The following is a 24,722-nucleotide window of genomic DNA, read 5'->3' on the forward strand; positions in this document are numbered from 1 at the left end:
CTTTCGTGAAAAAGAGCGAAAGTATGATAAAATCATCTGTTCTTATAAGAGTCCTAAAATATCTTGTCCAACAAAAGGGCTATCATTTATAAAAGTTGTAAACTGGTGTTATATGAATACACTCTTTAAAACCTTCAAAGGGATATCCATTCAGCAGTACTGTAGGAACTGTAAGCTGTCCTATGCGGTCAGGCTGCTTAAAGAAGAGAAAAGCATTGCAGATATTATTGCACAGCTTGGATACCAAAATAAATCTTATTTTTATAGAATTTTCAAAGAAAAGTATGGGATGACGCCAAATGAATATAGGAAAAACATGAAATAGGTCACTCAATCTATACGGTTACTGTGATTTTAGACAATGAACCAGGGCAGCCTCTTTCTTAAAATGTATGGAAACAATATATTTTAAGAAAGGGGCTTTTATATTGAAAAAAAGAGTATTTAACAAAGGGTGGGTATATCATGACACAGTTACCTCATCCATGGCGGCCGGGTTTGGAGGAGGCGGTGATCATGCGGCTGAAATTGAACTTCCCCATGACGCAATGATCCATACAAGACGCAGTCCAAATGCGGCGGGAGGCGCGGCAGAAGGATATTTCGAAAGTACGGATTGTGAGTATACGAAACAGTTCCGCTTAGAAGAAAAGGACCAGGTATGCTATCTGGAATTTGACGGTGTTTACCGGAATGCGTCTGTTCTGGTAAACGGTGAATATGTGGGGCGTCATTGTTATGGGTATGGAAATTTTTTGCTGCGGATCGACGGGTATTTGAACGTGGAACAGGAAAATTCTATTAAAGTGATCGTCCGCAACGGCACAGGGGCGCACAGCCGTTGGTACAGCGGCCAGGGAATTTATCGGGATGTGATGCTGCATACAGGGAGTCCGCTGTATATCCCTCCATACGGAGTAAGGATCACTACGATAACGGCAGACGAACAGATTGCCCGGCTGAAAATTGAAACGGATGTAAAGTGGGAAGGAAAAAATGAGATCAGAGCACGCCTTGTCCATGTGCTGAAGGATTCTGATGGAAACCAGATCCATGAATCCGAGACGGCATTCAGCATCCGCAGCGGAGAGATCTTTAAACTGGAAAAAACAGTCTATATTCAGAATCCGGCTCTTTGGAGTACAGAGAGCCCGAACATGTATTTATGTGAAAGCCGGATACTCACAGGGGAAACAGAAGCGGACAGTGCAGAAGCAGATTTCGGCATCAGACGCCTGGATCTGGATCCTGTTTTTGGCCTGCGGATCAACGGAAAGGCAATCAAATTAAAAGGTGGATGTATCCACCATGATAACGGCCTGCTGGGAGCTGTTTCCTCTTATGGATTGGAATTCCGGCGGATAAAAAAACTTAAGGAAGCCGGATACAATGCGGTGCGTTCCGCGCATAACCCGATGAGCAGCGCCATGCTGAAAGCCTGTGATTCCCTTGGAATGCTTGTGATGGACGAATTGGCGGACATGTGGCTGCAGCCAAAGGTTACCAACGACTATAGCAATGATTTTGAAAGCAACTGGGAGATGGACATAGAGGATATGGTCCGGAAGGTTTATAACCATCCCTCTGTGATCATGTATTCCATCGGAAATGAAATACCTGAGACAGGAACTTCAGCCGGCGCCCGCATGGGGAGGAGGATTGCGGAAAAATACCGCAGCCTGGATCCGACAAGATATATTACAAACAGCATCAATTTTATGATGGCAGTCATTCAGAAGATTGGCCCGATCATGCAGTCTGTGGGAATGAATTTAGCGCAGGAGGGATACGCCCCGGATAAGATCAATGACCTGATGAGCGATACGACAGAACTCCTTCCGCGGATCGCGGTTCATCCGGATGTGAAAAAGGCGGTAGAAGAAAGCCTGGACTTTTTAGATATTATCGGGATCAATTATGCGTCCTCGGTCGTGTCTGAATATCACAGGGAACATCCGGATTGGATGTTCGTCGGAAGCGAAACCTTTCCGAAGAGCCTGTCTGAGAATTGGGCTCTCGTGGAGGAGCATCCATATCTTCTGGGTGATTTCTTCTGGACGGCATGGGACTACCTGGGGGAATCCGGATTGGGGAGGATTGCGGATGAAAAGAGCGGCGGCACTCTGGCATCCATGGGAAATTATCCATGGCTGACGGCTGACACGGGCGATTTTGACATCACCGGGTTCAGAAAGCCCGTATATCCTATTGGAGAGAACTGTTTTTCAATCAGGAAAAAGAAACCCCGTATATTTGCGTGACAGATCCGGCTGAATATGGAAAAGATCTGTATCGCAGCCAGTGGAGCTTTACCAATGGAATCCATAGCTGGACATGGGAAGGACAGCAGGGAAAAGAGACGCTGGCAGAGGTTTTTTCCAACGCTGAGGAAGCGGAGCTTTATATCAACGGTCAGAGCCAGGGAAGGCTGCAGGCAGAAAAACAGGAAAGAAAAAATTATTATTCCTGGATATGTAGATATACGCCGGGAACTATTGAAGTCATCACCTATAAAAATCATAATGAAATTGGAAGAGACATGATCCAGACAGTAAAATCCGGTTCCTTGAAGATTCAAATTGAACCGGAGCGGCTCGAGTCGGATTTGAAAGATTCCGCATATGTAATATTGAATATTATGCTGAAAGATGAAGCCGGAACACTTGACATGAGTCATGACCTGAGCCTGAAAATCTGTGTGGAGGGAGATGGGAAGCTATTGGCATTTGGCTCTGCCAATCCCTGCACAGAAGCGGGTTATGATGGTAATGTTTGCAAAATGTATCATGGAAGGGCGCAGGCAATTCTTTTGAAGAAAGTGCCGGGAACAGTAGAAGTAAGAGTGACGTCGGAAGGATTACCGGAGAGCAGTATAACAGTATAAAAGAGGAAAATTTATGGACAAGAGAGAAAAACAAAAAACACATTTACTTCCATATTGATAAAACACATACAAAATGGGGTAAGGTAAGACCTTTTGACCTGTTTTGCATCCCAATTATGGCTCATGTTAATCCTGTGCCGGAATGCCTGCTATTCTGAGTGTAGCATTTGATCATGCTGAAGTATAATTTGGGAAAACGGCAGAATCATTGACAGGATGAGGGGAGGATGTCATTCTCCCCTCTGTTTTTCTGCGGACGCGGAAGTCGTCCGTCCTTTAGGAACTGTCGATAATTTGTACAGGTGGACGCTGAAATAAGTCAGATGTACAAGTTATTTTTGCACAGTTCCTTTCTTTTTTGTATTTGACTGCGGCGATACATGGAGGGGGTCGTCCCGGTAAGCCGCTTAAATTTTCGGATAAAGTAGTTCACCTCGTTGAAGCCCGTCAGGGATGCGATTTCCTGGTTCGTCAGTGAAGTATCGCCGAGCAGTTCTATGGCATACTGGATCCGCAGGCCGGTAATATACTCCGTGAGCGTAATGCCGAGTTCTTTTTTGAAAAGCGTACAGAGATAACTCTTGTTTATGTTAAAATGCCCGGACAGGAAGTTCAGGCTCAGATCCGCATGGAGGTGAGAATTGGCATAAAAAATGATATCCTGGATCAAAGGCGGATATTGTCTTAAAGACTGCTTTTTTACCAGCTTACAATACGTATGTATCATCCCTGAAAGAATAACAGTGCAATCTTTTGGTGTCGATAAATGCTCAATCTGATCCATGATACGGTTTGAGGCTTGATTGGCATAAATGAGAGGGACGGAAGCGTGCTCGGCTTCTTTTCTCAGAAGGGCATTTAATCCAACAAGCCGGTACTGTAGGGCGGTGGGAGTGGGCGTGCCCCGGAAAGGGACTGTAATACCGCCGAAACGTTGGACGATTTCCATAGCCAGCGCTTCATTTCCATGGTATACGGCTTCTATGAGCTGATTTTCCAACTCAATGCGATCGCGGACAGATTGGATTCCGAAACCTGAGACCTGCTGCAATTCTTTCAAGAAAGTACGTGAGAGGTCGTCAAAAGAAGAAGCCGTGTCTAATACTGCATTCATGACTGTCAGATCACTGCCGAATAAAGTTTTTCCCAATTCTGAGATCAGTGTGTGGTAACCGCCAATGATGGACAAGTTAGGCAGCAGATCATAATATTTCCTTAATTCCCCGCAAAATTTTTCCGAAAACTGATTCTGAGAGCATATCTTTTGATAATAAGGTTTCCAGTCGTCTCCCTGCACCGTAGGCCCAGCAAAGAAAAAAACATCAGGGTCCTGCGGAAGCCTGAGCAATGAATAATAACATCCGAATGCATCTGTGACGTGGATCAGCGTCTTCCTGGGAAGCTGATGGACTCCGTCAATAAACGCTTTATGATCGTAATCGCTTCCGAGAAGCTGTTCGCGCAGTCCATGGTCAAATGGAAAAAAATCGGAACTCTCTTCTATATGGCACAGGCGTACATTGATCCGGTTTCGCTCTAATACGCATTGGACAAATGAAATGATATCTGACGGCATAATCGCTACCTCCCCGTATGCATTCTTTTCAGTGATTATAACACAATATTCAGTTTAAAAACAGTATAAGTGAATATTGTCCTATGTTTAGCTAATATTATGAGTTCTTTTTTGTGAGAAAGAACTGTAATATGGCATTATCAAAAATCATTCAAGAAAGGAAGGGAGACTTTATGGCTGAAAAACAAATGCGTCCTTTTGGGATAAGGGACAAGATGGGGTATCTGCTGGGAGATTTGGGGAATGATCTTACGTTCATTCTCTCTTCCAGCTATTTGATGAAATTCTACACGGATATTATGGGGGTGTCAGCCGCCGTTGTGGGGCTCGTTATGATGATCGCACGTTTTGTAGATGCATTTACGGATGTGACGATGGGGAGGATCTGTGATAAAAGCAAGGCGACTGGCGCAGGAAAATTCCGGCCATGGATCCGGCGCATGTGCGGGCCGGTCGCCGTGGCATCTTTCCTGATGTACCAGAGCGCGTTTGCGGGAATGCCAATGCCATTTAAGGTTGGATGGCTGTTCGTGACGTATATTTTGTGGGGGTCTGTATTTTATACCTCTATCAATATTCCGTACGGATCTATGGCATCCGCAATCTCCAATAAGCCAGAGGACAGGCAGTCCCTGTCTACATTCCGTACGGTGGGCGGTACATTGTCGGGAGTGTTCATGGGGATTCTGGTGCCTTTGATCGCTTTCGAGACAGTAGAAGGCCGGACAATCCTGGTAGGAAGCAAATTTACAATCGCAGCCGGCGTATTTTCGGTTTTGGCCGTCCTTTGTTATTTGGGATGTTATCATCTAACACTTGAGCGTGTAAAGCCCCAGCCCGTTGAGGAAACGGAAAAGGAAAGCTTCATAAAGGAATTTGGAGGACTGATAAAGAAATTATTTACAAACCGCGCACTGCTGTCTGTGATCGGAGCTATGATCTTTATGCTGCTGGCACAATTGACCGTACAGGGAATGAACAACTATGTATATCCCAATGTATATAATAATGCAGGAGCATTGTCGCTGTCTTCCCTGCTGATCATGGCGGTGGTTCTGATCTGTGCGGCATTTGCAAAACCGCTGACAAGCAGGTTCGGGCGAAAGGAGATCAGCGTGGCGGGTTCGATTCTGGCGGCAGGCTCTTATCTGGTGTGTTTTGTAATGAGGCCGTCTAATGTATGGGTGTATCTGACATTTGCCATGATTGCTTATATGGGACTGATGCTGTTCAGTATAATGTCGTGGGCGCTGATAACGGATGTGATTGATTATTCGGAAATAAAAAATGGTGTCCGCGAAGACGGAACAATCTACTCCGTGTATTCATTTGCCAGAAAACTTGGACAGGCAGCCAGCGCAGGTTTGGTAGGTGTGCTTTTGTCCATCGCAGGGTATACGGCAGAAACAGCTTTTGAGGCGGACGTTTTAAGTTCCATTTTCAACATTTCCTGTATAGTCCCGGCAATCGGATTTATCGCTGTAGCGGTTATTATGGGATTTGCATATCCGCTGAACAAAAAAATGGTAGACGAAAATGTAAAGATTCTCGCAGAGAGACATATGGATAATTAGAGGAGATAACGTATGGAAAAAATAACTTTAAATCAAAAAAAACTGACGGTGTTACATAAGATGGATTCTGCAATCACTTCATATAATATTGAAATGACAGAAGTAACCGGAGGGACCTTCTGGAAGGCATTTACTCCGGGGCAGGTAGCTGGAACAGAGGAAATATCGGCGGCGGGGCTGGCTGATAAAGAAAAAATGATGCAGGTCTTCCCGCCTGTTGATTTGAAAGAACCCAGGATCCGTACGCTCGGAAAAGCGCTGGGGCCGGTATGGGTACGGGTAAGCGGCACATGGGCAACAAGTACATATTATGATTTTGACGGGCATACGAAGGGCATCGCCCCGGAAGGATTTCAAAGCGTGCTGACAAAAGCACAGTGGGATAGTGTGTTGGACTACGTGAAAGAAATCGGTGGAAAGCTGTTGGTTTCTGTGGCAAATTGTCCAGGGGTACACAAAGAAGACAATACATTGGATCTGGAGCAGGCAAGGATGCTTTTTGCTTACAGCAGGCAATACGGCGTGCCAATCTCGGCGGCAGAATTTATGAATGAACCGAACCTGCTGGCAATGAGCGGAGCACCAGAGGGATATGGGTTGGAAGATTTTTGCAGGGATCAAGATGCGTTTTTTACGATGCTTAAGGAAGAATTTCCAGAGGTTCTCCTGGTCGGGCCGGCGGCTACCTGCGACAAAGAGGAAAGCCTGGGAGAAGCGGCAGCGGTTTTGGACACACTTCCAATCATTGCGACAAAAGACATTATGGCCGGATGTAAGGTGATGCCGCAGGTATTTAGTTATCACTATTATAATGGCGTATCGGAAAGAGGCGCGGCCATGGGAGGCCATTGGGAGGCTGAGGAAGCGGTAACAGAGGATTATCTGCAGGTGGCGGAAAAAACATGTGGGATTTATCTGCCGCTGCGGGACAGGTTCTGTCCGGGCGCCCCTTTATGGGTTACGGAATCTGGAGCGGCTGCATGTGGAGGAAATTCGTGGGACTCTACGTATCTGGATGTGATCCGCACGGCAAATGAACTGGGGATGTTTTCCAGTATGACAGAGGGAGTGATCTTCCACAATACGTTTGCTTCGTCTGATTATGGACTTTTAGATCCGGTTACCCATCTTCCGAGACCGAATTACTGGATATTTCTGCTCTGGTCCCGTTTGATGGGGGAAACAGTGTATCGTACGGAGGAACCGATCCGGGAAGGGGTACATTTATTTGCCAACAGCCGAAAAGACGGAAGGGACGGAGCGGCATACCTGCTGATCAATAACAGCAAGACGGAAGTGACAGAAGCTGACTTGGAAAACGGAGCGGATGTATACCGTTTAACAGCGCCGTTTATGCGTTCGACAGATATGTATCTGAACGGAAAAAAACTCACGATGGAAGACGATCTCACAATGCCGGATCTGAAACCAGAGCGTTGTGAAGGCGGAACTTTAAAAATCGAGCCGGGAGAGATCGCATTTCTTCTTTTGTAAAGTACTTACGCAAGAGCGGCACATTATAACAGGACAGAGGGGAGATGTTATTCTCCCCTTTATTCTTTTGCGGAAGCGGAATCCGTCCGGTACTGCAGCGGCGTGATGCCATATTTTTTCTTGAATACATTCTGAAAATATGCCTGGCTGGAAAAGCAGAGGTAGCTGCTGATCTCACTCAACGGTTTATCGGTGTAGGTCAGCAAGCTCTTTGCTTCTTCCAGCTTGCAGCGCATGATAAAGCTGCTGATATCAAACCCCAGTTCTTCTTTGAAGCGGCGCGTGATATAGGAACGGCTCTTCCCGATAAAGTCCGCCACGTCGTCTACCCGCAGTGGCTCGTTGGGGCGCTGGGAGATGAACTGCAGACAGTCAAACACTTCCTTTGACATCCCCTGGATGGGAAGCTTTTGTTTTGCGACCCGCGTGGCAAAATCAATGAGCATGGTATAGGAAAGGGTATCCATGATTTCGATGCGTAAGGTTCTTTCGCATTCCTGGATATACAGGTCGCTGAGTTGGTACGCCTGCTCCGTGTCCAGACCTCCGGCGATCGCGGCCCTTGCGGCGAGCGTTGTTGTCACGATGAAGAGGTTGCGCCGGTTTCGGATCGGGTTATTAGACAATTGGCCTGTAATCTGATTTTCCGCAGGATAGCTCAGCAGCAGGGGCTTGATTTTCTGTGCGTCACCTGTCTTAATGCAGTCGATCAGCTGCAATTCAAGATCAAAGGTATTGTGAAAATCCAGGTACTCGCGCTTGTCATACATCAGATTAGAATAGCGCTTCGAGATGTCCTCCTGTATCATGGCGCCGATCCGCGTGTCGAAGTGTTCGGCGATATTGATCTCCTTCCGGTTGATGCAGAGATGAAGGAAGGAAAGCATAGATAAAAACTGGTGGAAGGATACCCTCGGGGTGTTCAAAAACACCTGCGTCATCTCTTCGGCCGCTTCACCCGACAACTGCCCCTCATGGAGAAAGTTATGGACTGTTTCGTCAGAACAGGGGGTACTGAACAGCGGACCCAGGATCAGGTAATCCATCTTGGAAAGGGAATCATCGATATTGACCATTCCGAAATAGGCATAGCTGTCCGTAATAAAATAGTCCGGGTTTTTATAAAATTTGATCTTGTCGGCAAGCACCCTGCTGTGGTGCTCCATTTTCTGGAATGCGGAAGGGCACGACCAGATAAAGTGTTCCGGCCAGTGGTAATAAGAGATCGGCATAAAGGTGCTTGCAAAAAATCTTTGGCAAAATGCGTCCATGCAGGGAATCACCCCGGAAAGCCAGGCATACATGGGAAGCATTGTCAGTGAAGCCTTTATGGAATTTGACAAACATACGCTGATGCCGTTCTACCAGAAGATGAATGACGCGATCCGCACAGAGAGCGGGCGCGCGCTGGCAACAGGCGGGAATATTTACTGCAGCGCAAACTTTACCTCCGGGATCGGGCGTGTAAAGGGTCCGGACGGAAATCCCGAACCCCGGCAGATATACGCGCCTCACGGATATGATTCCGTAGTAGACAGCGATAATTATGAAAATTTCAGCCAGGAAAATGTGGTGGCTCTGTTTGCAGATAAACGTACCACCCAGGAACGCCTTCAGATGCCGGTGATCGTCGGGGAATGGGGAGCATTTCCAAGCAAAGATTTTTCAAACCGGCTGATCGATCAGATGAATGAGATCCTGGAAAGCTATTTATGGAGTTCCGCATATTGGCAGTATCTGCCGGGAATGGAAGAGGATAAAAATTATTCTGCATTGAAGAGGGCCTATCCTGCCTGGACAGACGGAGTGCTCAAAAGCTATCATTATGACAGGCAGAAAAAGCAGTTCCAGGTTTCCTGGACTGGAAAGGAAGTGATCTGTTATCTTCCGTTTATGGATTATCAGTTCATCGGAAACGGCGTCCTGAAAACAGAGACGGTGAAAAAACAGCAGGATTCTGTTTATGTAAAGATTACATCTGAGCAGGCCGGAGAGATGTCCGTGGTGATCAGAAATAAATAAATTTTAAGCGTAAATAAAGTGCAGTATCCCAAAAGAGGCTGCACTTTTTCAAAGAAAGAATGTTTGTAACTACTCAGAACAGGATAGCGCATTTACTGCGCTATCCGTACGAAAACGTATGAACTGTAAGAGCAATCCCCATTGCCGTACGCAATTTTCATGGGATTGCAGTGTATCTGCGAGGATACTGAGCAGATACGAATGTTTCAAAATTATGGAGGAGATTACGATGAAATTCGGATATTTTGATGATGAGCGCAGGGAATATGTGATCACGACGCCAAAGACGCCGCTCCCGTGGATTAATTATCTTGGCAGCAGTGATTTTTTCAGTCTGGTTTCCAATACCTGCGGCGGCTATTCTTTTTACCGGGATGCCAAACTCCTGCGCCTGACGCGCTACCGCTACAATAATGTCCCGGCGGACAATAACGGGAAATATTTTTACATCAGAGAGGGAGGCGCCATATGGAATCCAGGCTGGCAGCCCACGAAGACGGAACTGGATTCTTATGAGTGCCGCCATGGAATGGGCTACAGCAGATTCTCTTCCGCGAAAAACGGGGTGGAGGCTTCGCTGCTGACTTTCGTTCCGATTGGGGATACGTGCGAGATCAGCAGGCTGACCGTCAAAAATTGTACGCACCGGGCAAAATACCTGCAGTTATTTTCTTACGTAGAATGGTGCCTCTGGAATGCGGATGACGATATGAAGAATTTCCAGAGGAATTTAAGCACCGGAGAGGTCGAAGTCAAAGGTTCGGCTATTTATCATAAGACGGAGTACAGGGAACGGAGGAACCATTTCGCAGTTTACGGAGTCAATACGCCCATTGACGGATTTGACACGGACCGGGACGCGTTTTTGGGGGAATACCGCGGGGCGGATGCCCCTCTGGCGGTGGAGTCAGGGACATGCACGAATTCTGTGGCAAGCGGCTGGTCGCCCATTGCGTCCCATCAGATCAATCTGACCTTACTGCCGGGAGAAGAGAAAACCTATATTTTTAATCTGGCGTATATCGAAAACCCGGAATCCGAAAAGTGGGAAACGCCGGGCATTGTGAATAAGGCGCGTGCGGAAAAGCTTCTGGAAAAATACGGAAATGAGGCGGCGGCAGAGAAGGCATTTTCAGAATTAAACCGTTATTGGGACCGGCTGCTTTCCAGATTCCATGTGGAAACGGCGGATGAGAAGGTGAATCGGATGGTCAATATCTGGCATCAGTATCAGTGCATGGTGACGTTTAACATGTCGCGTTCCGCATCCTACTATGAATCCGGCATCGGGCGCGGGATGGGATTCCGGGATTCCTGCCAGGACCTGCTCGGGTTTGTCCATCTGATACCGGAGCGGGCCAGGGAACGGATTCTGGATATAGCTTCTACCCAGTTCCCGGACGGGAGCGCGTACCATCAGTATCAGCCTTTGACGAAGAAAGGAAATTCAGATATCGGCAGCGGCTTTAATGACGATCCCTTATGGCTGATCGCGGGAACAAGTGCCTATGTGCGCGAGACCGGGGACTCTTCGATCCTTTCGGAAATGGTGCCTTTTGACAATTGTGAGGATACGAAAGTCCCGCTTATGGAACATCTGAGACGCTCCTTTGAATTCACGGTCAGCCACAAAGGACCCCACGGGCTTCCGCTGATCGGACGGGCGGACTGGAATGACTGCCTGAACCTAAATTGCTTTTCCGAACACCCGGGAGAACCTTTTCAGACTTTCGGGCCAAGTGAAGGGCCGACGGCAGAGTCGGTATTCATTGCAGGAATGTTTGTAAAATATGGAAACGAGTATGCAGACCTGTGCCGCCTGATGGGTATGGGGGAAGAAGCGGAACGGGCCCGCAGGGAAACAGAAAAAATGAGGGAGGCAGTCCTGGAATACGGATGGGACGGAGAATGGTTCTTAAGGGCCTATGACTCGTATGGCGGCAAGGTTGGCTCAGACGAGTGCGAGGAGGGGAAGATTTACATAGAGCCCCAGGGATTCTGTACGATGGCAGGGATTGGTGTAAAGGAGGGGCTTGCTGAAACGGCCCTTGATTCTGTGAAATCGCGCCTGGACACCAGATACGGCGTAATGATCCTTGCGCCGTCCTATACCAGATATCACCTGGAACTTGGCGAGGTCAGTTCTTATCCGTCCGGATATAAAGAAAACGGGGGCATATTCTGCCATAATAATCCCTGGATTTCCATTGCGGAGACCGTGCTTGGGCGCGGGAACCGCGCGTTTGAAGTGTATTCCAGAACCTGCCCTGCTTATGTGGAAGCATTCAGCGAAGTCCACCGGACAGAGCCCTATGTATATTCCCAGATGGTGGCAGGCGCAGATGCCAGACGCTTTGGGGAAGCAAAGAACAGCTGGCTGACAGGAACAGCCGCATGGACGTTTGTCAATATTTCACAGTATATCCTCGGGATTTATCCGACTCTTCGCGGCCTGGAGGTCAACCCCTGCGTGCCGGAAGGTTTCGGAGAATTTACAGTCACCAGGGAGTACCGGGGGGGCAGTGTACCATATCACGGTCAGCAATCCAGATAACATCCAGAAAGGAGTCAGGAAAGTCTTTGTGGATGGGAAACCGGTGGAAGGCTGTGTGATTCCATATGAGGAGGGAAAGAAAGCATATAAAGTGGAAGTCATTATGGGTTAGCATGTATGTTAAAATCGGCTATGCTCATCTGAATTTATTGTAAAATTACTACCAAGAGAATCATGAAATATATGATTCCAGTGCAAAATAGCACCAATTCAAAGCATCTTGCACAAAAAGAACTAATTTTCGTATAATTTTGGTGAGATTAAAAGTGCAGATTAGACTGATTTATTGTGCATATCGACGTACGATTTTTTCTAAACAGTATTTTGCACTGCGATCATAATATACTTGAAAAGAAATGATTGTATGAAAAATGGGGAGGGATTTTGAGTACAAAGGAATAACAGTATTTGCAGCAATATCAAATTAAACCTAAAGAATATGTGTATTTAAAAAGTGGCACAGCCAAAAACAGGCATGCACCACTTTTTTTGTTGCAAATAAATACTGAGCAGCCAGAGGATCATACATTATATATCTGGAAGCCTCGTTCTCCGCCACACTCCAGTTTGATTTCAGAAAAATCAGATTGGAGGTAAGGAGAATGGCCTACAATAAGGCAAAAGAAGAATATAAATGGAAGCAATGGAAAGAAAAAGAAGAGAGACAACTCCGAGAATTCGGAATGGATGAAGATTCCATACAGGAGTTGCGCCGAAGCGATTGGGAGGAATTTAAGTCGGACAGGCGTTTTTATGATCATCACAGTGCGTTTCAAGGATATCCGGAAAGGGAATACCTGATGTTGTACCGTCAGGATATGAAAGGGGTTTCGGAATTATTGGATGAAATCAGTGATGAGAGACTTTTAAATGTTTTGCTTGATGCAGACTATAGGACGCTGCAGATTCTTCTTTTGAAGATTATGGGGTTTTCAATCGTGGAAATTGCGAGTCGGTTGAGGATGAGTAAGAAGTCTATTTATTGCAGGATTGAACGGCTGAAGAAAAAAATTAAAAAATTTTTATGAGGTGCGAGGAAAAAGTGGTGTTCTCAGCGGCTATTTAAGTAGAAAGAGAAATTTTGCTGTCGGTTTATCTTTTGATAAACTGCAGTGCAACCCTTTCAGCTGCACATTGACAACTTTATACCAGCATTACAGGTACGTTCCCGCAAGTAGAAGCGTGACAAGATAAGCGCCAGGACGGGCGGAATCGGCCGCTATACGGACGAAGATGCGGCTTCCCGATGATGGAAGCTGGCAAGAAGAACTCGGCTTTCGTCCATACAGCGTCAGTTTCCGCCCCGAGCGATCCATTATACTTGAAACAAGGCCGCGGCTGGCTTTCCGCCATGATCACAAGCGGGGGATAATGATACACATTTGCTAAAGAAAAAAGCAGGATGAAATTCAGGTTGTAATCAGCAAGACCTTTCGGACATCCGTGAACGGCATCTTGTACGGCATACAGGCATAGATAAGTAAGAAAATACCTGATAGGACAGCGCAGGATATTTCCAGGCTTGCTGTCAGTGGAAAGTGATATCACTCAATGCATGCGGAGCGCTTCCGGCACTTGGTAGTGCAGTGAGACCAGGCGGATATTTTTTACAGACACAGACAGGAAAACAGGCGGATCCAACTATCAGGAAATCAGCCCACACCGTATCAGCCAGATGCCTGCCTGTAATGTTCCCTGCCATTATAAGTGGTGGCTGGCTTTCGGGGATGCGAGGGCAAATACGAATGCCAAAAATGAAAAACATATGATAACTGTTCAGGACAGGACGGCGTATTTACTGCGCTGTCCGTATGGAAATTCATAGATTGCGGCAGCAAGCCTCATTGCACAGGCAATGTTCATAGACTTTCAGCCGTATCTATTAAGGATACTGAACAGATACAAAATGAAATCAATCGAAGTGTGACGTTGATATCAGATACCATGCGGCTGTGGGAATCCACGGCCGCATGCATGTGATACCAACGCCATACAGGATACTCTCGGAAAGACTTTATGCCAGGTCTATGCGAGGAGTCCGGAGAGAAAATCAGCCATAAAAATGGATGTGGGGGGACTTTTCGGGAGTGTCTACATAAAGAAAGGTAATGAAAAAATGAATTACGATTACGAAGAGCAGGAGACTGGCCGGGAAGAAAATCAGACAGCGGATGGAAACAAAAAAGGCGGCATGACAGTTCTGGTGGTAGAACCGCTGAAACCAGCCTATCTCAAAACCATTTCCGGCGATCTAAAATCTCTCCAAAAGGAAGTCGGGGGACTGATCGATGCCACATATCCGTTTGAAGACCGGGTGGCGGTGGTACTGAACGATAGAGGAAAACTGGATAATCTTATGCCGAACCGTGGGCTTTATGACAATGACGGAAACCTTTATGACATCGTGGCAGGGAGATTTCTGGTGGTTGGATTGGGGGAGGAAAGTTTCTGTTCCCTGAATGAAGAGATGGCGACGAAATATCTGGAGAAATATAAGGCTCCCGAAATGGCAGTCTGCATCAATGGGAAGTTGGGAATGCTCCCGATACCGGAAGAGTGGACAAGAGGCAGGGATTCAGTCAGTAAAGAACCTAAAAACGGCAGAAGTCAGGAGAAAAAAATCAGAAAGAGAAGCAGGGCAGATGAAGGACGTTGAAAAAAATCTAGCCGTACAGGCGGAAAAAAATGGATACATCGGATGGTGCCGTAACAAGGCTCATGAGGAGATCGACTATATTTTTCAGGAACTCATGCCGAAGCACGGGTTAAATGTCCGGGAAGCGCAGCTCCGTCTGAGCCATGAAATGTTGGATTCCTTATGGGGAAAGCAGATCGCGTTGTGTGACGCAGGGGTAGGCATTGGGAAAACATACGCATATTTGACCGCATGTATCATCCTGGATAAATATGGGGAAAAGGGCGGGAGTATTTCAAAACCTGGCTGCCATCCGGCGGTCATTTCCACCTCTAGCATTGCGCTGCAGGATGCAATCCTGAAAGAATACATCCCATTTTTATCCCGGATCCTGTTGGAAGAAAACCTTATCAGGAGACCACTGAAAGCGGTCGTCCGGAAAGGGAAAGAGCATTTTGTATGTGACCAACGTCTGGAACAGCGGCTTTCCGCCATTCAGGGCAAGCGGAAAAATGAGGATCAAAGACAAGCCCTGCTCTCACTGCGGACATCTTATGACATGGATCAGGCTCACGGGCTGAGCGGGTTTGACCGGAGGCTTATATGCGTTCCCAAATTCTGCCCGAAGAATTGCCCGGGGAGGCAAACCTGCCGTTACCGGAGGTATCTGGAACGGGTCAAAGGCGCGGGGATCCATTTTCAGCTCTGTAACCATAATTATCTGCTTGCGGACGCCTCCCACCGGGCAAAAGGCTACCGCCCGCTCTTATCCGATTACCGGGCGTTGGTGATCGACGAAGCCCACAAGCTTCCGGAAGCGGCGGGGCAGATGTGCGGAAAATCCCTGTGCAGTGACGATATTCAAGAAATCTGCTACATGTTGGAAAAGGAGCATCAGGGCATCCGCGCCGGACGCTTAAAGGCAAAGATGAAAAAACTCTTTCATGTGATCGCAGAGAATCATACTTTCGAGCAAGAGCAAAGGATTGCATTTCAGCAGACGGAAGAATGCGTCTCCGCAATCAAAGAAAGCGCTGCTTTCCTATATGAAATGGCCCGGCGATGCAGGGGGAGTGTTTCCAAATGGGTGCGCGGCCGGCTGGAAGAAGCGGGGATGGTCCTCTGCTATTTTTTGGTCCCCAACAGGAAATATATTTTATATCTGGAGCAGGATGGGGAGCGGCTCCCGGTATTCTGCGCCACCAGCCGGAGGGTTCCGGCATATCTTGATAAAATGTTATGGGAGCGGGGAATCCCGGCAATCCTAACCAGCGGGACCCTAAAAGCCGGAAATGGATTTCTGCGGATCAGACAGACGTTGGGCTTGGAGGAAACGAACCGGAAAAAGAAGACCGGGGTACAGGAATACGTGGCAGAATCTCCGTTTGAATATAAGAGGAACTGCCTGCTTTATCTTCCCCAGGATGGAAAGCAGCTTCGGCATGGGAGCCAGGAGGAATCCGCCTGGATCGCAAAGCAGATCAAACAGCTCACCAGTTCCACCCATGGGCATACGCTGGTGCTGTTCACATCGTATTCCCTGATGGGGAGTGTCTACCAGATTCTCCGTGGGTGTCTGCCATATACCATGGTGGAGGTGTGGCGGCACACGCAGGAGGAGATCATGCGGTTTAAAAAGCTGAAGAACGCGGTGCTGTTCGCGGCCGGTTCCTGTTGGGAGGGCGTGGATTTCCCGGGGGATATGGTTTCATCGCTGATCATTGTCAGGCTCCCGTTTGCTGTGCCCGACCCCGTGAGGGAAGCAGAGAAGGAACAGTATGGGAACCTGCGGAGATATATTGAGGCGGTTGCCGTGCCGGACATGCAGAAGAGGCTCAAGCAGGGGTTCGGCAGGGCCATCCGGACAGAAACGGACACCTGTGTGGTGACCATCCTGGACCAGCGGGCGGCAAGGGGCGGAAGATATTATGAAGATGTGCTGTGCGCCCTGCCGTCCTGCCAGATGGCAGAGTCGATGGAAGACGTGGAAAGGTTCATCCGCAGGCGGAAGAATGTGGATTATTATATGTAGACCTGCGATTGTTGGTCAGAGCATTTACCGCAAACTTTCAGGCATTGTTGGTTCTCACCAAAAAACAGGAGGGTTCGGGAAGGAAAGTTTGTTGGTATTTCAGGGGCAGTTTCCGGCGGTTTGGTGGTATTGGTAGATGGCTTTGTAAGTATGGAGTGGGTATACTGTATATAGCGTATAGATGTTAGGACAGGACGGCGCAAGCACTGCGCAGTCCGTACGAAAACATAGATACCGCGGGAGCAAGCCCCATTGCCGCAGGCAATTTTCATGGGCTTGCGGGGAAAATGTGAGGGAACCGAGCAGGTTCTATAGCGTCAGAGAAGAAAGGAAGTGAAAGAAAATGAAACAGTATAAAGTAGGCTTCCAGAAGGATGGGACGGTGAAATATTATTTTATCCGGGACGTGGAAACGTTGGAGCTGTGCCTGTTTCCTACAAAATATCTGACGCATCTGACAAGGGCAAACCGTTCCCCGAATACCATCCGCAGGAGCGCCTTTTCCATCTGCTATTATCTGGAATATCTGGATGAAAAAGAAATGGAGCTGACCGATGTGTATGAGATGGATTTTGAGACACAATACGGACATTTCTCGGATTACTTAAACTGGCTGAAGCTTGGAAAACATAAAGAGAATACGGAAAAGCTGCCGGATAATGGAACCTGCAACGCATATTTAAAGGATGTGTTCAGGTTCTATCTTTTTCTGGAAATGCAGACGGGGCAGACCGGGCAGCTGTCCGTATTATCCTACAGCCAGATGACGGTGCCGAATGCGGCCGGTGTGAAGAGGACGCTGCGTTTTAAATCATTCAAAGGCTACTTGAAGGAGGAAGAACGGAAAGTCCGGGCGGCAGAAAAGTGTGAGATCGTGAGGATACTGGAATCCTGCACCAACTGCCGTGACCAGGTATTGATCCTGCTGACTTCGGAGCTGGGATTCCGGATCGGAGAGGTTCTGGGGATTGACTATACGAAGGATATCGACTATGAGAACCATGAGATCCGGGTGGATTTCCGGGATGACAATGAGAACGATGCACGGGCGAAGAATGCGGAGGAACGCAGGGGAAAGATCAGCAAAGATACCTTTGATTTCCTTTTGTATTACCTGTCGGAATATTGGGATATGATCCAGAAACAGAATTACCTGTTTATCAATATCAAAGGTGATACGGCAGGGAAACCGATGAAGGTGGACAGCGTCTATGATATGTTTGAGCGGATGGAGAAAAAGACAGGGATCAGGATCACGCCCCACATGCTCCGGCGGTATTACGCGAACATGAGATGGGAAGCGAACTGGCCCCTGGAGATGATCAGCCAGGCCCTTGGGCACAAGCATCTGGATACTACGATACGGTATCTGAATGTTTTGGATGATAAGCTGAAAGCGTCAAGCAACGAATTTTACAGCAGGTATTCCAGCCTGTATGGGATACAGGATCTGCTAGGGAGGAGGTGAGGACAGGTGGCGGTTGTTTATCCTTTATGGCAGGCAGAAAGACTGGAAGAATCAGCGGAAGAGATAGAGAGACGGAAAAAACAGCTAGAAGATGAGATTGATGCCTGCACTGAAGTACAGGGATCATATCGAAATAAAGTAAAGAAATTTTTGACTATACAGGAAATATGGCATATTTCCGAAATGGATTATTTGATACGGGCTCAGTATGAAGAATTTCTAAAAAAAGAAGTTGCTCCGGGATCGTGGAGAATGTACCTAAAGGGCTTTGACCGAATCAAACAACATTCCATCAGGGAACAGATGGAGACGCTGGCAGGAAGAAATAAGGCTTTAAAGTTTAGCAACCAGATTCTATTTCTGCCATACCATCCAGATCAGGAACTTGCGCTTCAGTTTGAAAGGGCAACAAAAAAAGCGGAGCTGGTGTGGGATTTTAGCAGGAAAGCACCGGAGACCATGAAACGTCAGATTTTTGTGGTACTTCATTCAATTATTAGTTCTGGCGTAAATAAAAAAATAACATGTCGAAATTTGTTGGCATTAAGGAAATTTTATAATTTTTGTGTGAAAAATCACATAGAAGATATAGAAAAGCTAGAATTGAGACAAATTCAAAAGTTTAAAGAGTCATTATCTGGAAAACAAGAGCAAGAAGCCACTATGCATGTGGTTGACTTCAGCCGAAAAGCTGTTTTTTTGGAAACAGATGAGATACATTGGAATGCAAATGTCTGGTATCTGGAACGATTCCATTTTGAAAGTACACGGATCAATCCGGCAAACCCAGTGTTAAGCCTGTCTTTTGCGGAGGTTACCAACAAAGGAAACCGTAAATTATTGCAGCAGTATATGAAGTATGGGTTGGGGATTACACACCTGTCAATTTCAAATTTGAGATCAGAATTCATTATGATAAGGAGATTTCTTGAATGGTTGGATGTAAGGATGGCTGCGTCAGAGAATGTATGCGGTGTAGATGAAGAGATTATGGAAGATTATTTTAAGAGCCGGGGAATATCAGGAATACAGGAGGAATCTTATAATTCAGAAGTAATGGCTATTTTGCACTTTTTCGATTATCTTATGGTAAAAGGAAAGATAAAAGCGGTGCCATTCCACAAAGAATATTTACTGAAAAAGACTTTCCCGACACATCACGACCGTAGCGTTACGGATGCTGTGCAAATGGAAATACTCAGCAAACTGCATTTTTTTCCAGAAGAGCTGCGACTGATGTTCCTGCATCTGTGGGGTATCGGGCTACGTGCCAGTGAGGTGTGCGCATTGAAGGGCGACGCTTATTATGTACAGGGCAGGGATGCATGGATCAAGGTTTACCAGATTAAAATGAAGACGTATAAGAGGATACCGATTCCGGCAGCAATATATAAGCTGATGAAAGTTTTCATAAGAAAATATCATATCGAAGCGGAAGATTATGTGTTTCAAAACAGAAAGGGCGGAGCATATAGCTATAACACATTTCGCACAAACATGATAAAGTTTTGTGATAAAAACCATATTGCCGGAGGTGAATACCTATTCCAATCCCATGCTTACCGTCATACAGTGGCAACGGTATTTTATGACGATGAAGTATCTATTCAGGGGCTAAGGGACTATCTTGGGCATGAACATGAAGAGATGACGAGGCAGTATATTGATTATATGCCGAAGAAAATATCGAAAGCTAATGAAAAATATTTCCTGGAGTCCAAAAACAGTCTGGGTTCTGGGATAAAGAGGTGTAAACGTGGAGGATAAAATTTATTTAGCGGAGCTGGAAAGCTATCAGTATGCGACAGAGGAACAAAAGAAACGTTTTGGCAAGAATCCCTGTTTTGATCTGATGCGTCTTCCGACACAGACCATGCGGGAGGAATTGAGAACTTATATTTTGCGTCGAAGCCGGGAAATTACAATTATATCATTATACGATGAACGGAAAGAGTATAGCCGCTTATGTCGGTTTTTAGAGAAGAAGGGTAGAGTCGAGAGCCTGAAGGATAAGGAAAAGGAGATATGGATTCGGCAGCTGCGGGGCTGGATGATGTCAGAGGGAATCCCGCTGACCAGAGAAGAAAAGGGTGCTTTTGGTAAAAAGAAAGTTGTAAAATCCGATTTTATATCCTTTTTCGAGCGGGTTCTGGATTCCCTGCTGCCAGGGGACAACAGAAGTGAGACAGAAAAAGATGTGTGGAGATTGGACGGCTGGATATTGAGATTAAGGAGAATTTGATAAAAAATTTTAAAACATTGAATTTCACCGAGATTTTTCAAAAGGATATTCGGGAGGAAGTGAAAAAGGCAGTGTACTTCCAATTAAAAGCAGAAGCAATATCCAGCGTGGCAAGAGAACTGACAGCGATGAGGCGGCTGTCAAAATATTTACGGAAAAAATACTCAGAGATACTATCCTGCCGGCAAATTGACCGTGAAGTGATGGAAGAATATCTCGTCTATTTAAAGACAGAGGATACGTCCACCAAACATTTTCATGGCGAACTGACAAGGCTCCGGTCGCTGCTTGAAGCAGTGGGAAAAATTTGTGGCTTTCCACAATTGGAAAACCTGATTCTGACCCGTGACATCCCGCCTACGCCAAAGGCAGAATTTAAATCTTATTCAGACGCAGAACTGAAACGGCTGAATGCATTTCTTGTAAAGATGGACGAGCAGACAGCCAGATTAATGATCATCCACCAGATGTTGGGGACACGGATTTCCGATACGCTGACGCTTAAAATGGACTGCCTGCGTGAGGTTGACGGAAGTACGGTGATATGGATCAGGCAGATGAAAACACATCCATATGAAAAGGAAATCAGCGGTGAGCTTGCGGAACTGATTCGGAAAGCGATGGATTATACCAAAGAAAGATTTGGAGAAACAGAATATATTTTTGTAAATGAGAAGGAGCCAACCAGACCGCTGCAGTATAACACAGTTCAGTATAGGGTTCTCCATATGATACATAAAGAAGATATCCGGGATGATGAAGGAAATTTATTTGGATTTGGAACCCATATGTACCGCCATTATTATGGTGTGAAGCTGACGGAGATGCATCTGGATGACTGGACAATTGCAAAGCTACTGGGGCACAGCAGTATAAAAAATGTGAAGTATTACCGGAAGATGAGCAATCAGTTGCTTGCGGATGAAACCCGCAGGGCAAGGCATAAACTGTCGGAACTGATACTGGCAAATTTAGACGGATGGGATGAAGAATATGAGCAAATACGATACGATGATAGCCTTGAATAAGAAAGCCAGCGAGGAAAAAATGGATAAGGCGAAGAAAGCGATCTGGAAGATGCTAGAGGACGGAGAAAAGGTTACGATTCCAAAGCTGATGGCAAAGACCGGGCTGTCCAGAGGGTTCTTTTATAAGAATCCGGCTGTACGTAAGGAGTTTGACAGAGCAATGCAGCAACAGGCCGGCATGGTGGATCCGAAGCGGTATATTGGGGACATGGCGCTTAAAAGCAGGGTAGAACTGCTGGAACTGCAGGTGAGGGAGTTGAAGAGGGAAAATGAAAGGTTGGAGAAAGAGAAGAAAAAGCTGGAGAAAGCGCTGGATAAGAAGGAGATGAATTTCATAAAGAATCTGTAGGTGGCGTGAAGCGGGAACTGGGAGACAGAATAAAATAGAATATGATCCAGAGACAGTCATAAGTATGGTATAAGTACGGATGGCTGTTTTGATTGAATAAAAAGAGAACGGATAAATCGCTATTTGTTATTCAGAAAAAACTGTTAAATTATAAAAATATAATGGACTCAGAAAAGATTATAAGATAAAATATAACGTAGTATATTTTTTACATAATCAAGGAGAACGCATATGGAACAGGTAAATAGTATTACGGATTATTTGAAAATTATAGACCGCTATAGAGCATATTCACAAAAATATTATAGAGGGCAACTTCAAAAATATAAGACTATACCATCATCTGTTGCAAGAGATCAAGGTTATGCTTTACATGAAAGTGATATTTATCATGAATCTATAAAGATGAAAGCGGATGAATTTAGAGAATTGCATACGCCGATAGAAAAGTTGGCGAAATTGCAGCATTATGGTATTCCTACCCGTCTGGTAGATGTGACAATTGATCCATTGATTGCGCTATATTTTGCTGTTGAAAATGTAGAAGATTTATCTCCTGGCAATGTTTATCTGTATCTGGCTAATGGATTTTCAATTGACAGTAAAGAAGCTAGGACGTTGTCAATACTTCCCACCATTTCTGCTCTAAAAAAAGATAATATTAGAAGCGAATATGAAAGATTATTTGGAGAGTGCCTTTCAGATAAAGAAATATTAGAACTGGTGGATAATCCGGTTATTATACAATATTCGGAAGAATTACAAAAGGCAAATCCACGGCTGTATAGCCAGCAAGGAACTTTTCTGATTTGTGCAAATGCAGTTATTAATGGTGAAATAACTGATACGCTTAAATCATTAGATACGATTGAAGCGGATTACGTTATTCACATACCGTATGAATACAAAAAGAAAATCAAAGATGAACTTGATTTAAAATATGGCATTAATCGACCGCGAATCTATCCCGAATTGCCGTCAGTTGCTGATTATATAAAAGAAAAATACAAAGAAGAAAACATATCACTGGACGGGAAATACAGTATTGTAAAAAAAGAAGATGTTTCACATGCTCTGGCGAGGCGCATTTCAATTACAATTGTGTTGAATGATATGTTACAAATAGATCAAATTAAAAATATTGTTATTAATGTAATTGAACAGCATAAACATCATGAAAATGTAATATGGGTATATGTGGCCCGTAATGGAGATGACTATATTCTTTCTAATTGGATTTTATATGGTCAATGGATTGATCCAAGATTAAATAAAAAGTATCATCCAATCCACTTAAAAAATTATGAAGACGGATATTATTGGGAGTATAATAATTCATATAGCACGATGGCTGAATTTTATCAGAAGAATATATTTGATGAGGATAAAAATCTATTCATTTATCATAAAAATGTATGGAAAGAATTTTTGGAAATTTATGAAGAACTCCTATATACATTCCAAAACGGAATGTGGAATGACTTTATTATAAAAGTTAATAATCAAAAGTCTCAAATAACCAATTTATATATGAAATTATCAGATTTTGGACATTCTCATGATACCGGCTTTGATGATTTCCTGAAAGAATTTTCTTATTTTATGTGCGATATTGATAATGTACATTATTGGATAGAAAATAAAACAATTCCAGAGAGAGGAATGAAATATCAAGTTGAAAAGATATTTCAGAGAACGGAGATTAAAAAAGTACAGATTAAGCAGGGATTATTTGAATGGGAAAATAAACTTCAAATTACAAATCAGGACTATCAAAATATAGATCCTTTAGGATCGAAATAAATATAGAAAAGAATTTGAAAACAGCCATAGGCACAAAAGAGGTGTTGATGGCTGTTTTGGTTACTATATAAAAAAGAGCAATAGTTGGTCAGATGGCCGGATCGGGTTGACAAAGTATCATTTAAAATGCCAAAGGGATGACACAATACACTCGTTTGCATCCTGTTAAACCCAGTGTTTTCAAGGCATATCAGGGGGCTACCCAATTTTATAGATGAGCCTACCAGCAATCTTGACAGCTTAAATGAAGCAGTCATATTGAAATCCCTGCGGGAAGAAAGGGATGGAAAAACAGTTGTGCTGGTGTCCCACAGACAGTCCACCATGCGGATTGCAGACATTGTTTACTCCGTGGAAAGCTTGTCACAGACAGCTATGGCTCTCCTCAGGGAACGCTGAAAGCAGTTACGGTAGATTCCTGGCAGCAGGACAGCAGCGGGGCCAAGATATCCGATAATTATGGGACGGATTATCCGAATCAGGTGACGTTTCCATTGATTCCGGAAGCCGTGAAAGACGGTTATGCGCCGCTGCAGGTATACGTTCCGATTATGGAAGCTATTTCTGCAGGCACAGGAACCCAGTCAGTGTTTCTTTGCCTTGACTGGGATACTTTAAAATCCGCGGCAGAGGATGATGATGATTTTAACGATAATCAAAACGAGAATCAGAGTCAGAACGAGAATCCCGGCAATACTTCCACGCCTCAAAGCAGCCCTGCTTTCAATCATTCCCTTACCGGCGGAAATGGCTCAAATCCTGGAGGAAGCGCCTCTGCAAAAAACAGTGCTGCAGGCTCGATTGGGAAAAGCAGTATATCTTCTCAGACGAAAATAGCAGATACCGGATTATCGGAGCTTGCAGGGCTGTCGTCAGAGGTGGCGCCGATGGCAGAGACGCCAGCCAAAACTGCTGCAGAAACCCAGGCCGCCAGGCAGGATACGATATCTTCCGGCGAAGCTTCAGACGAGAGAAATCCAGCGGCAATTCCGACGGTTATGAGTGTTCTGATGACAGGCGCGGGCATTTTATTCAAGCTTAAAAGCAGAGGAGGTCTGTAA

The 24,722-nt window shown here is 45.4% G+C and carries 18 protein-coding genes and 2 pseudogenes; 18 read left to right on the forward strand and 2 right to left on the reverse strand.

The window, feature by feature from the left end; translation table 11 throughout:
* The 3 genes from E5329_RS03865 to E5329_RS03875 form a co-directional block, all read left to right on the forward strand.
* The coding region (locus E5329_RS03865; RefSeq protein ID WP_135988290.1) for a helix-turn-helix domain-containing protein at positions 1–325 on the forward strand (325 nt) is incomplete at its 5' end.
* 103 nt (positions 326–428) lie between these two features.
* Positions 429–2,261 (forward strand): glycoside hydrolase family 2 protein, encoded by a 1,833-nt coding sequence (locus E5329_RS03870; protein WP_168356509.1) that lies wholly within the window; start codon positions 429–431, stop codon positions 2,259–2,261.
* Positions 2,258–2,884 (forward strand): DUF4982 domain-containing protein, encoded by a 627-nt coding sequence (locus E5329_RS03875; protein ID WP_168356510.1) that lies wholly within the window; start codon positions 2,258–2,260, stop codon positions 2,882–2,884. Before E5329_RS03870 ends, E5329_RS03875 begins: the two co-directional genes overlap by 4 nt.
* 319 nt (positions 2,885–3,203) lie before the next feature.
* On the opposite strand, the gene E5329_RS03880 is transcribed toward E5329_RS03875, so the two are convergent.
* The gene (locus E5329_RS03880; protein ID WP_135988293.1) at positions 3,204–4,460 is read right to left on the reverse strand and encodes a helix-turn-helix domain-containing protein; all 1,257 of its coding nucleotides are present in this window, start codon (positions 4,458–4,460) and stop codon (positions 3,204–3,206) included.
* Positions 4,461–4,633: 173 nt separating this feature from the next.
* On the opposite strand from E5329_RS03880, the gene E5329_RS03885 reads away from it, so the two are divergent.
* Both E5329_RS03885 and E5329_RS03890 read left to right on the forward strand, forming a co-directional pair.
* A complete protein-coding gene (locus E5329_RS03885) occupies positions 4,634–6,034 on the forward strand; it encodes an MFS transporter (protein WP_135988294.1) in 1,401 nt (466 codons plus the stop codon).
* A 12-nt stretch (positions 6,035–6,046) separates the two neighbouring features.
* Positions 6,047–7,528, forward strand: coding sequence for a beta-glucuronidase (locus E5329_RS03890; protein WP_135988295.1), 1,482 nt, complete (start codon positions 6,047–6,049; stop codon positions 7,526–7,528).
* Between the two features lie 59 nt (positions 7,529–7,587).
* Here E5329_RS03890 and E5329_RS03895 read toward each other — a convergent pair whose 3' ends face one another.
* Positions 7,588–8,760 (reverse strand): helix-turn-helix domain-containing protein, encoded by a 1,173-nt coding sequence (locus E5329_RS03895; RefSeq protein WP_168356511.1) that lies wholly within the window; start codon positions 8,758–8,760, stop codon positions 7,588–7,590.
* A gap of 4 nt (positions 8,761–8,764) precedes the next feature.
* Between E5329_RS03895 and E5329_RS03900 the strand changes: the two genes are divergently transcribed.
* The 13 genes and pseudogenes from E5329_RS03900 (at position 8,765) to E5329_RS03955 (ending at position 24,722) form a co-directional block, all read left to right on the forward strand.
* Positions 8,765–9,550, forward strand: coding sequence for a cellulase family glycosylhydrolase (locus tag E5329_RS03900; protein WP_168356512.1), 786 nt, complete (start codon positions 8,765–8,767; stop codon positions 9,548–9,550).
* Positions 9,551–9,779: 229 nt separating this feature from the next.
* Positions 9,780–12,216 (forward strand): annotated as a pseudogene (locus E5329_RS03905) (GH36-type glycosyl hydrolase domain-containing protein).
* Positions 12,217–12,706: 490 nt separating this feature from the next.
* On the forward strand, positions 12,707–13,132 hold the full coding sequence (locus tag E5329_RS03910; RefSeq protein WP_135988298.1) for a sigma-70 RNA polymerase sigma factor region 4 domain-containing protein: 426 nt from the start codon (positions 12,707–12,709) through the stop codon (positions 13,130–13,132).
* 1,088 nt (positions 13,133–14,220) lie between these two features.
* On the forward strand, positions 14,221–14,760 hold the full coding sequence (locus E5329_RS03915) for a DUF3846 domain-containing protein (protein ID WP_135988299.1): 540 nt from the start codon (positions 14,221–14,223) through the stop codon (positions 14,758–14,760).
* Positions 14,761–14,854: 94 nt separating this feature from the next.
* Positions 14,855–16,771 carry an ATP-dependent DNA helicase gene (locus E5329_RS03920; RefSeq protein ID WP_275442990.1) on the forward strand — a complete coding sequence of 639 codons (1,917 nt, stop codon included), beginning with the start codon at positions 14,855–14,857 and terminating at the stop codon, positions 16,769–16,771.
* A 343-nt stretch (positions 16,772–17,114) separates the two neighbouring features.
* Positions 17,115–18,239: a tyrosine-type recombinase/integrase gene (locus E5329_RS03925; RefSeq protein WP_135988301.1), complete on the forward strand. Its 1,125-nt coding sequence runs from the start codon at positions 17,115–17,117 to the stop codon at positions 18,237–18,239.
* A gap of 6 nt (positions 18,240–18,245) precedes the next feature.
* Positions 18,246–20,006 (forward strand): tyrosine-type recombinase/integrase, encoded by a 1,761-nt coding sequence (locus tag E5329_RS03930; protein ID WP_135988302.1) that lies wholly within the window; start codon positions 18,246–18,248, stop codon positions 20,004–20,006.
* Positions 19,996–20,481, forward strand: coding sequence for a hypothetical protein (locus tag E5329_RS31545; protein WP_330571940.1), 486 nt, complete (start codon positions 19,996–19,998; stop codon positions 20,479–20,481). Before E5329_RS03930 ends, E5329_RS31545 begins: the two co-directional genes overlap by 11 nt.
* Positions 20,478–21,509, forward strand: coding sequence for a tyrosine-type recombinase/integrase (locus E5329_RS03935; RefSeq protein ID WP_330571941.1), 1,032 nt, complete (start codon positions 20,478–20,480; stop codon positions 21,507–21,509). Before E5329_RS31545 ends, E5329_RS03935 begins: the two co-directional genes overlap by 4 nt.
* Complete coding sequence (locus E5329_RS03940; RefSeq protein ID WP_135988303.1) at positions 21,475–21,858, forward strand: DUF6262 family protein; 384 nt, start codon at positions 21,475–21,477, stop codon at positions 21,856–21,858. The genes E5329_RS03935 and E5329_RS03940 overlap by 35 nt, the downstream gene beginning before the upstream one ends.
* 231 nt (positions 21,859–22,089) lie before the next feature.
* Positions 22,090–23,661, forward strand: a complete 1,572-nt coding sequence (locus tag E5329_RS03945) for an FRG domain-containing protein (protein ID WP_135988304.1) — start codon at positions 22,090–22,092, stop codon at positions 23,659–23,661.
* A gap of 210 nt (positions 23,662–23,871) precedes the next feature.
* Positions 23,872–24,060 (forward strand): annotated as a pseudogene (locus E5329_RS03950) (hypothetical protein); the annotation flags it as partial.
* A 95-nt stretch (positions 24,061–24,155) separates the two neighbouring features.
* Positions 24,156–24,722 carry a hypothetical protein gene (locus E5329_RS03955; protein WP_135988305.1) on the forward strand — a complete coding sequence of 189 codons (567 nt, stop codon included), beginning with the start codon at positions 24,156–24,158 and terminating at the stop codon, positions 24,720–24,722.

The organism is Petralouisia muris (assembly GCF_004793545.1).
In the GTDB taxonomy this organism is placed as follows: Bacteria; Bacillota; Clostridia; order Lachnospirales; family Lachnospiraceae; genus Petralouisia; species Petralouisia muris.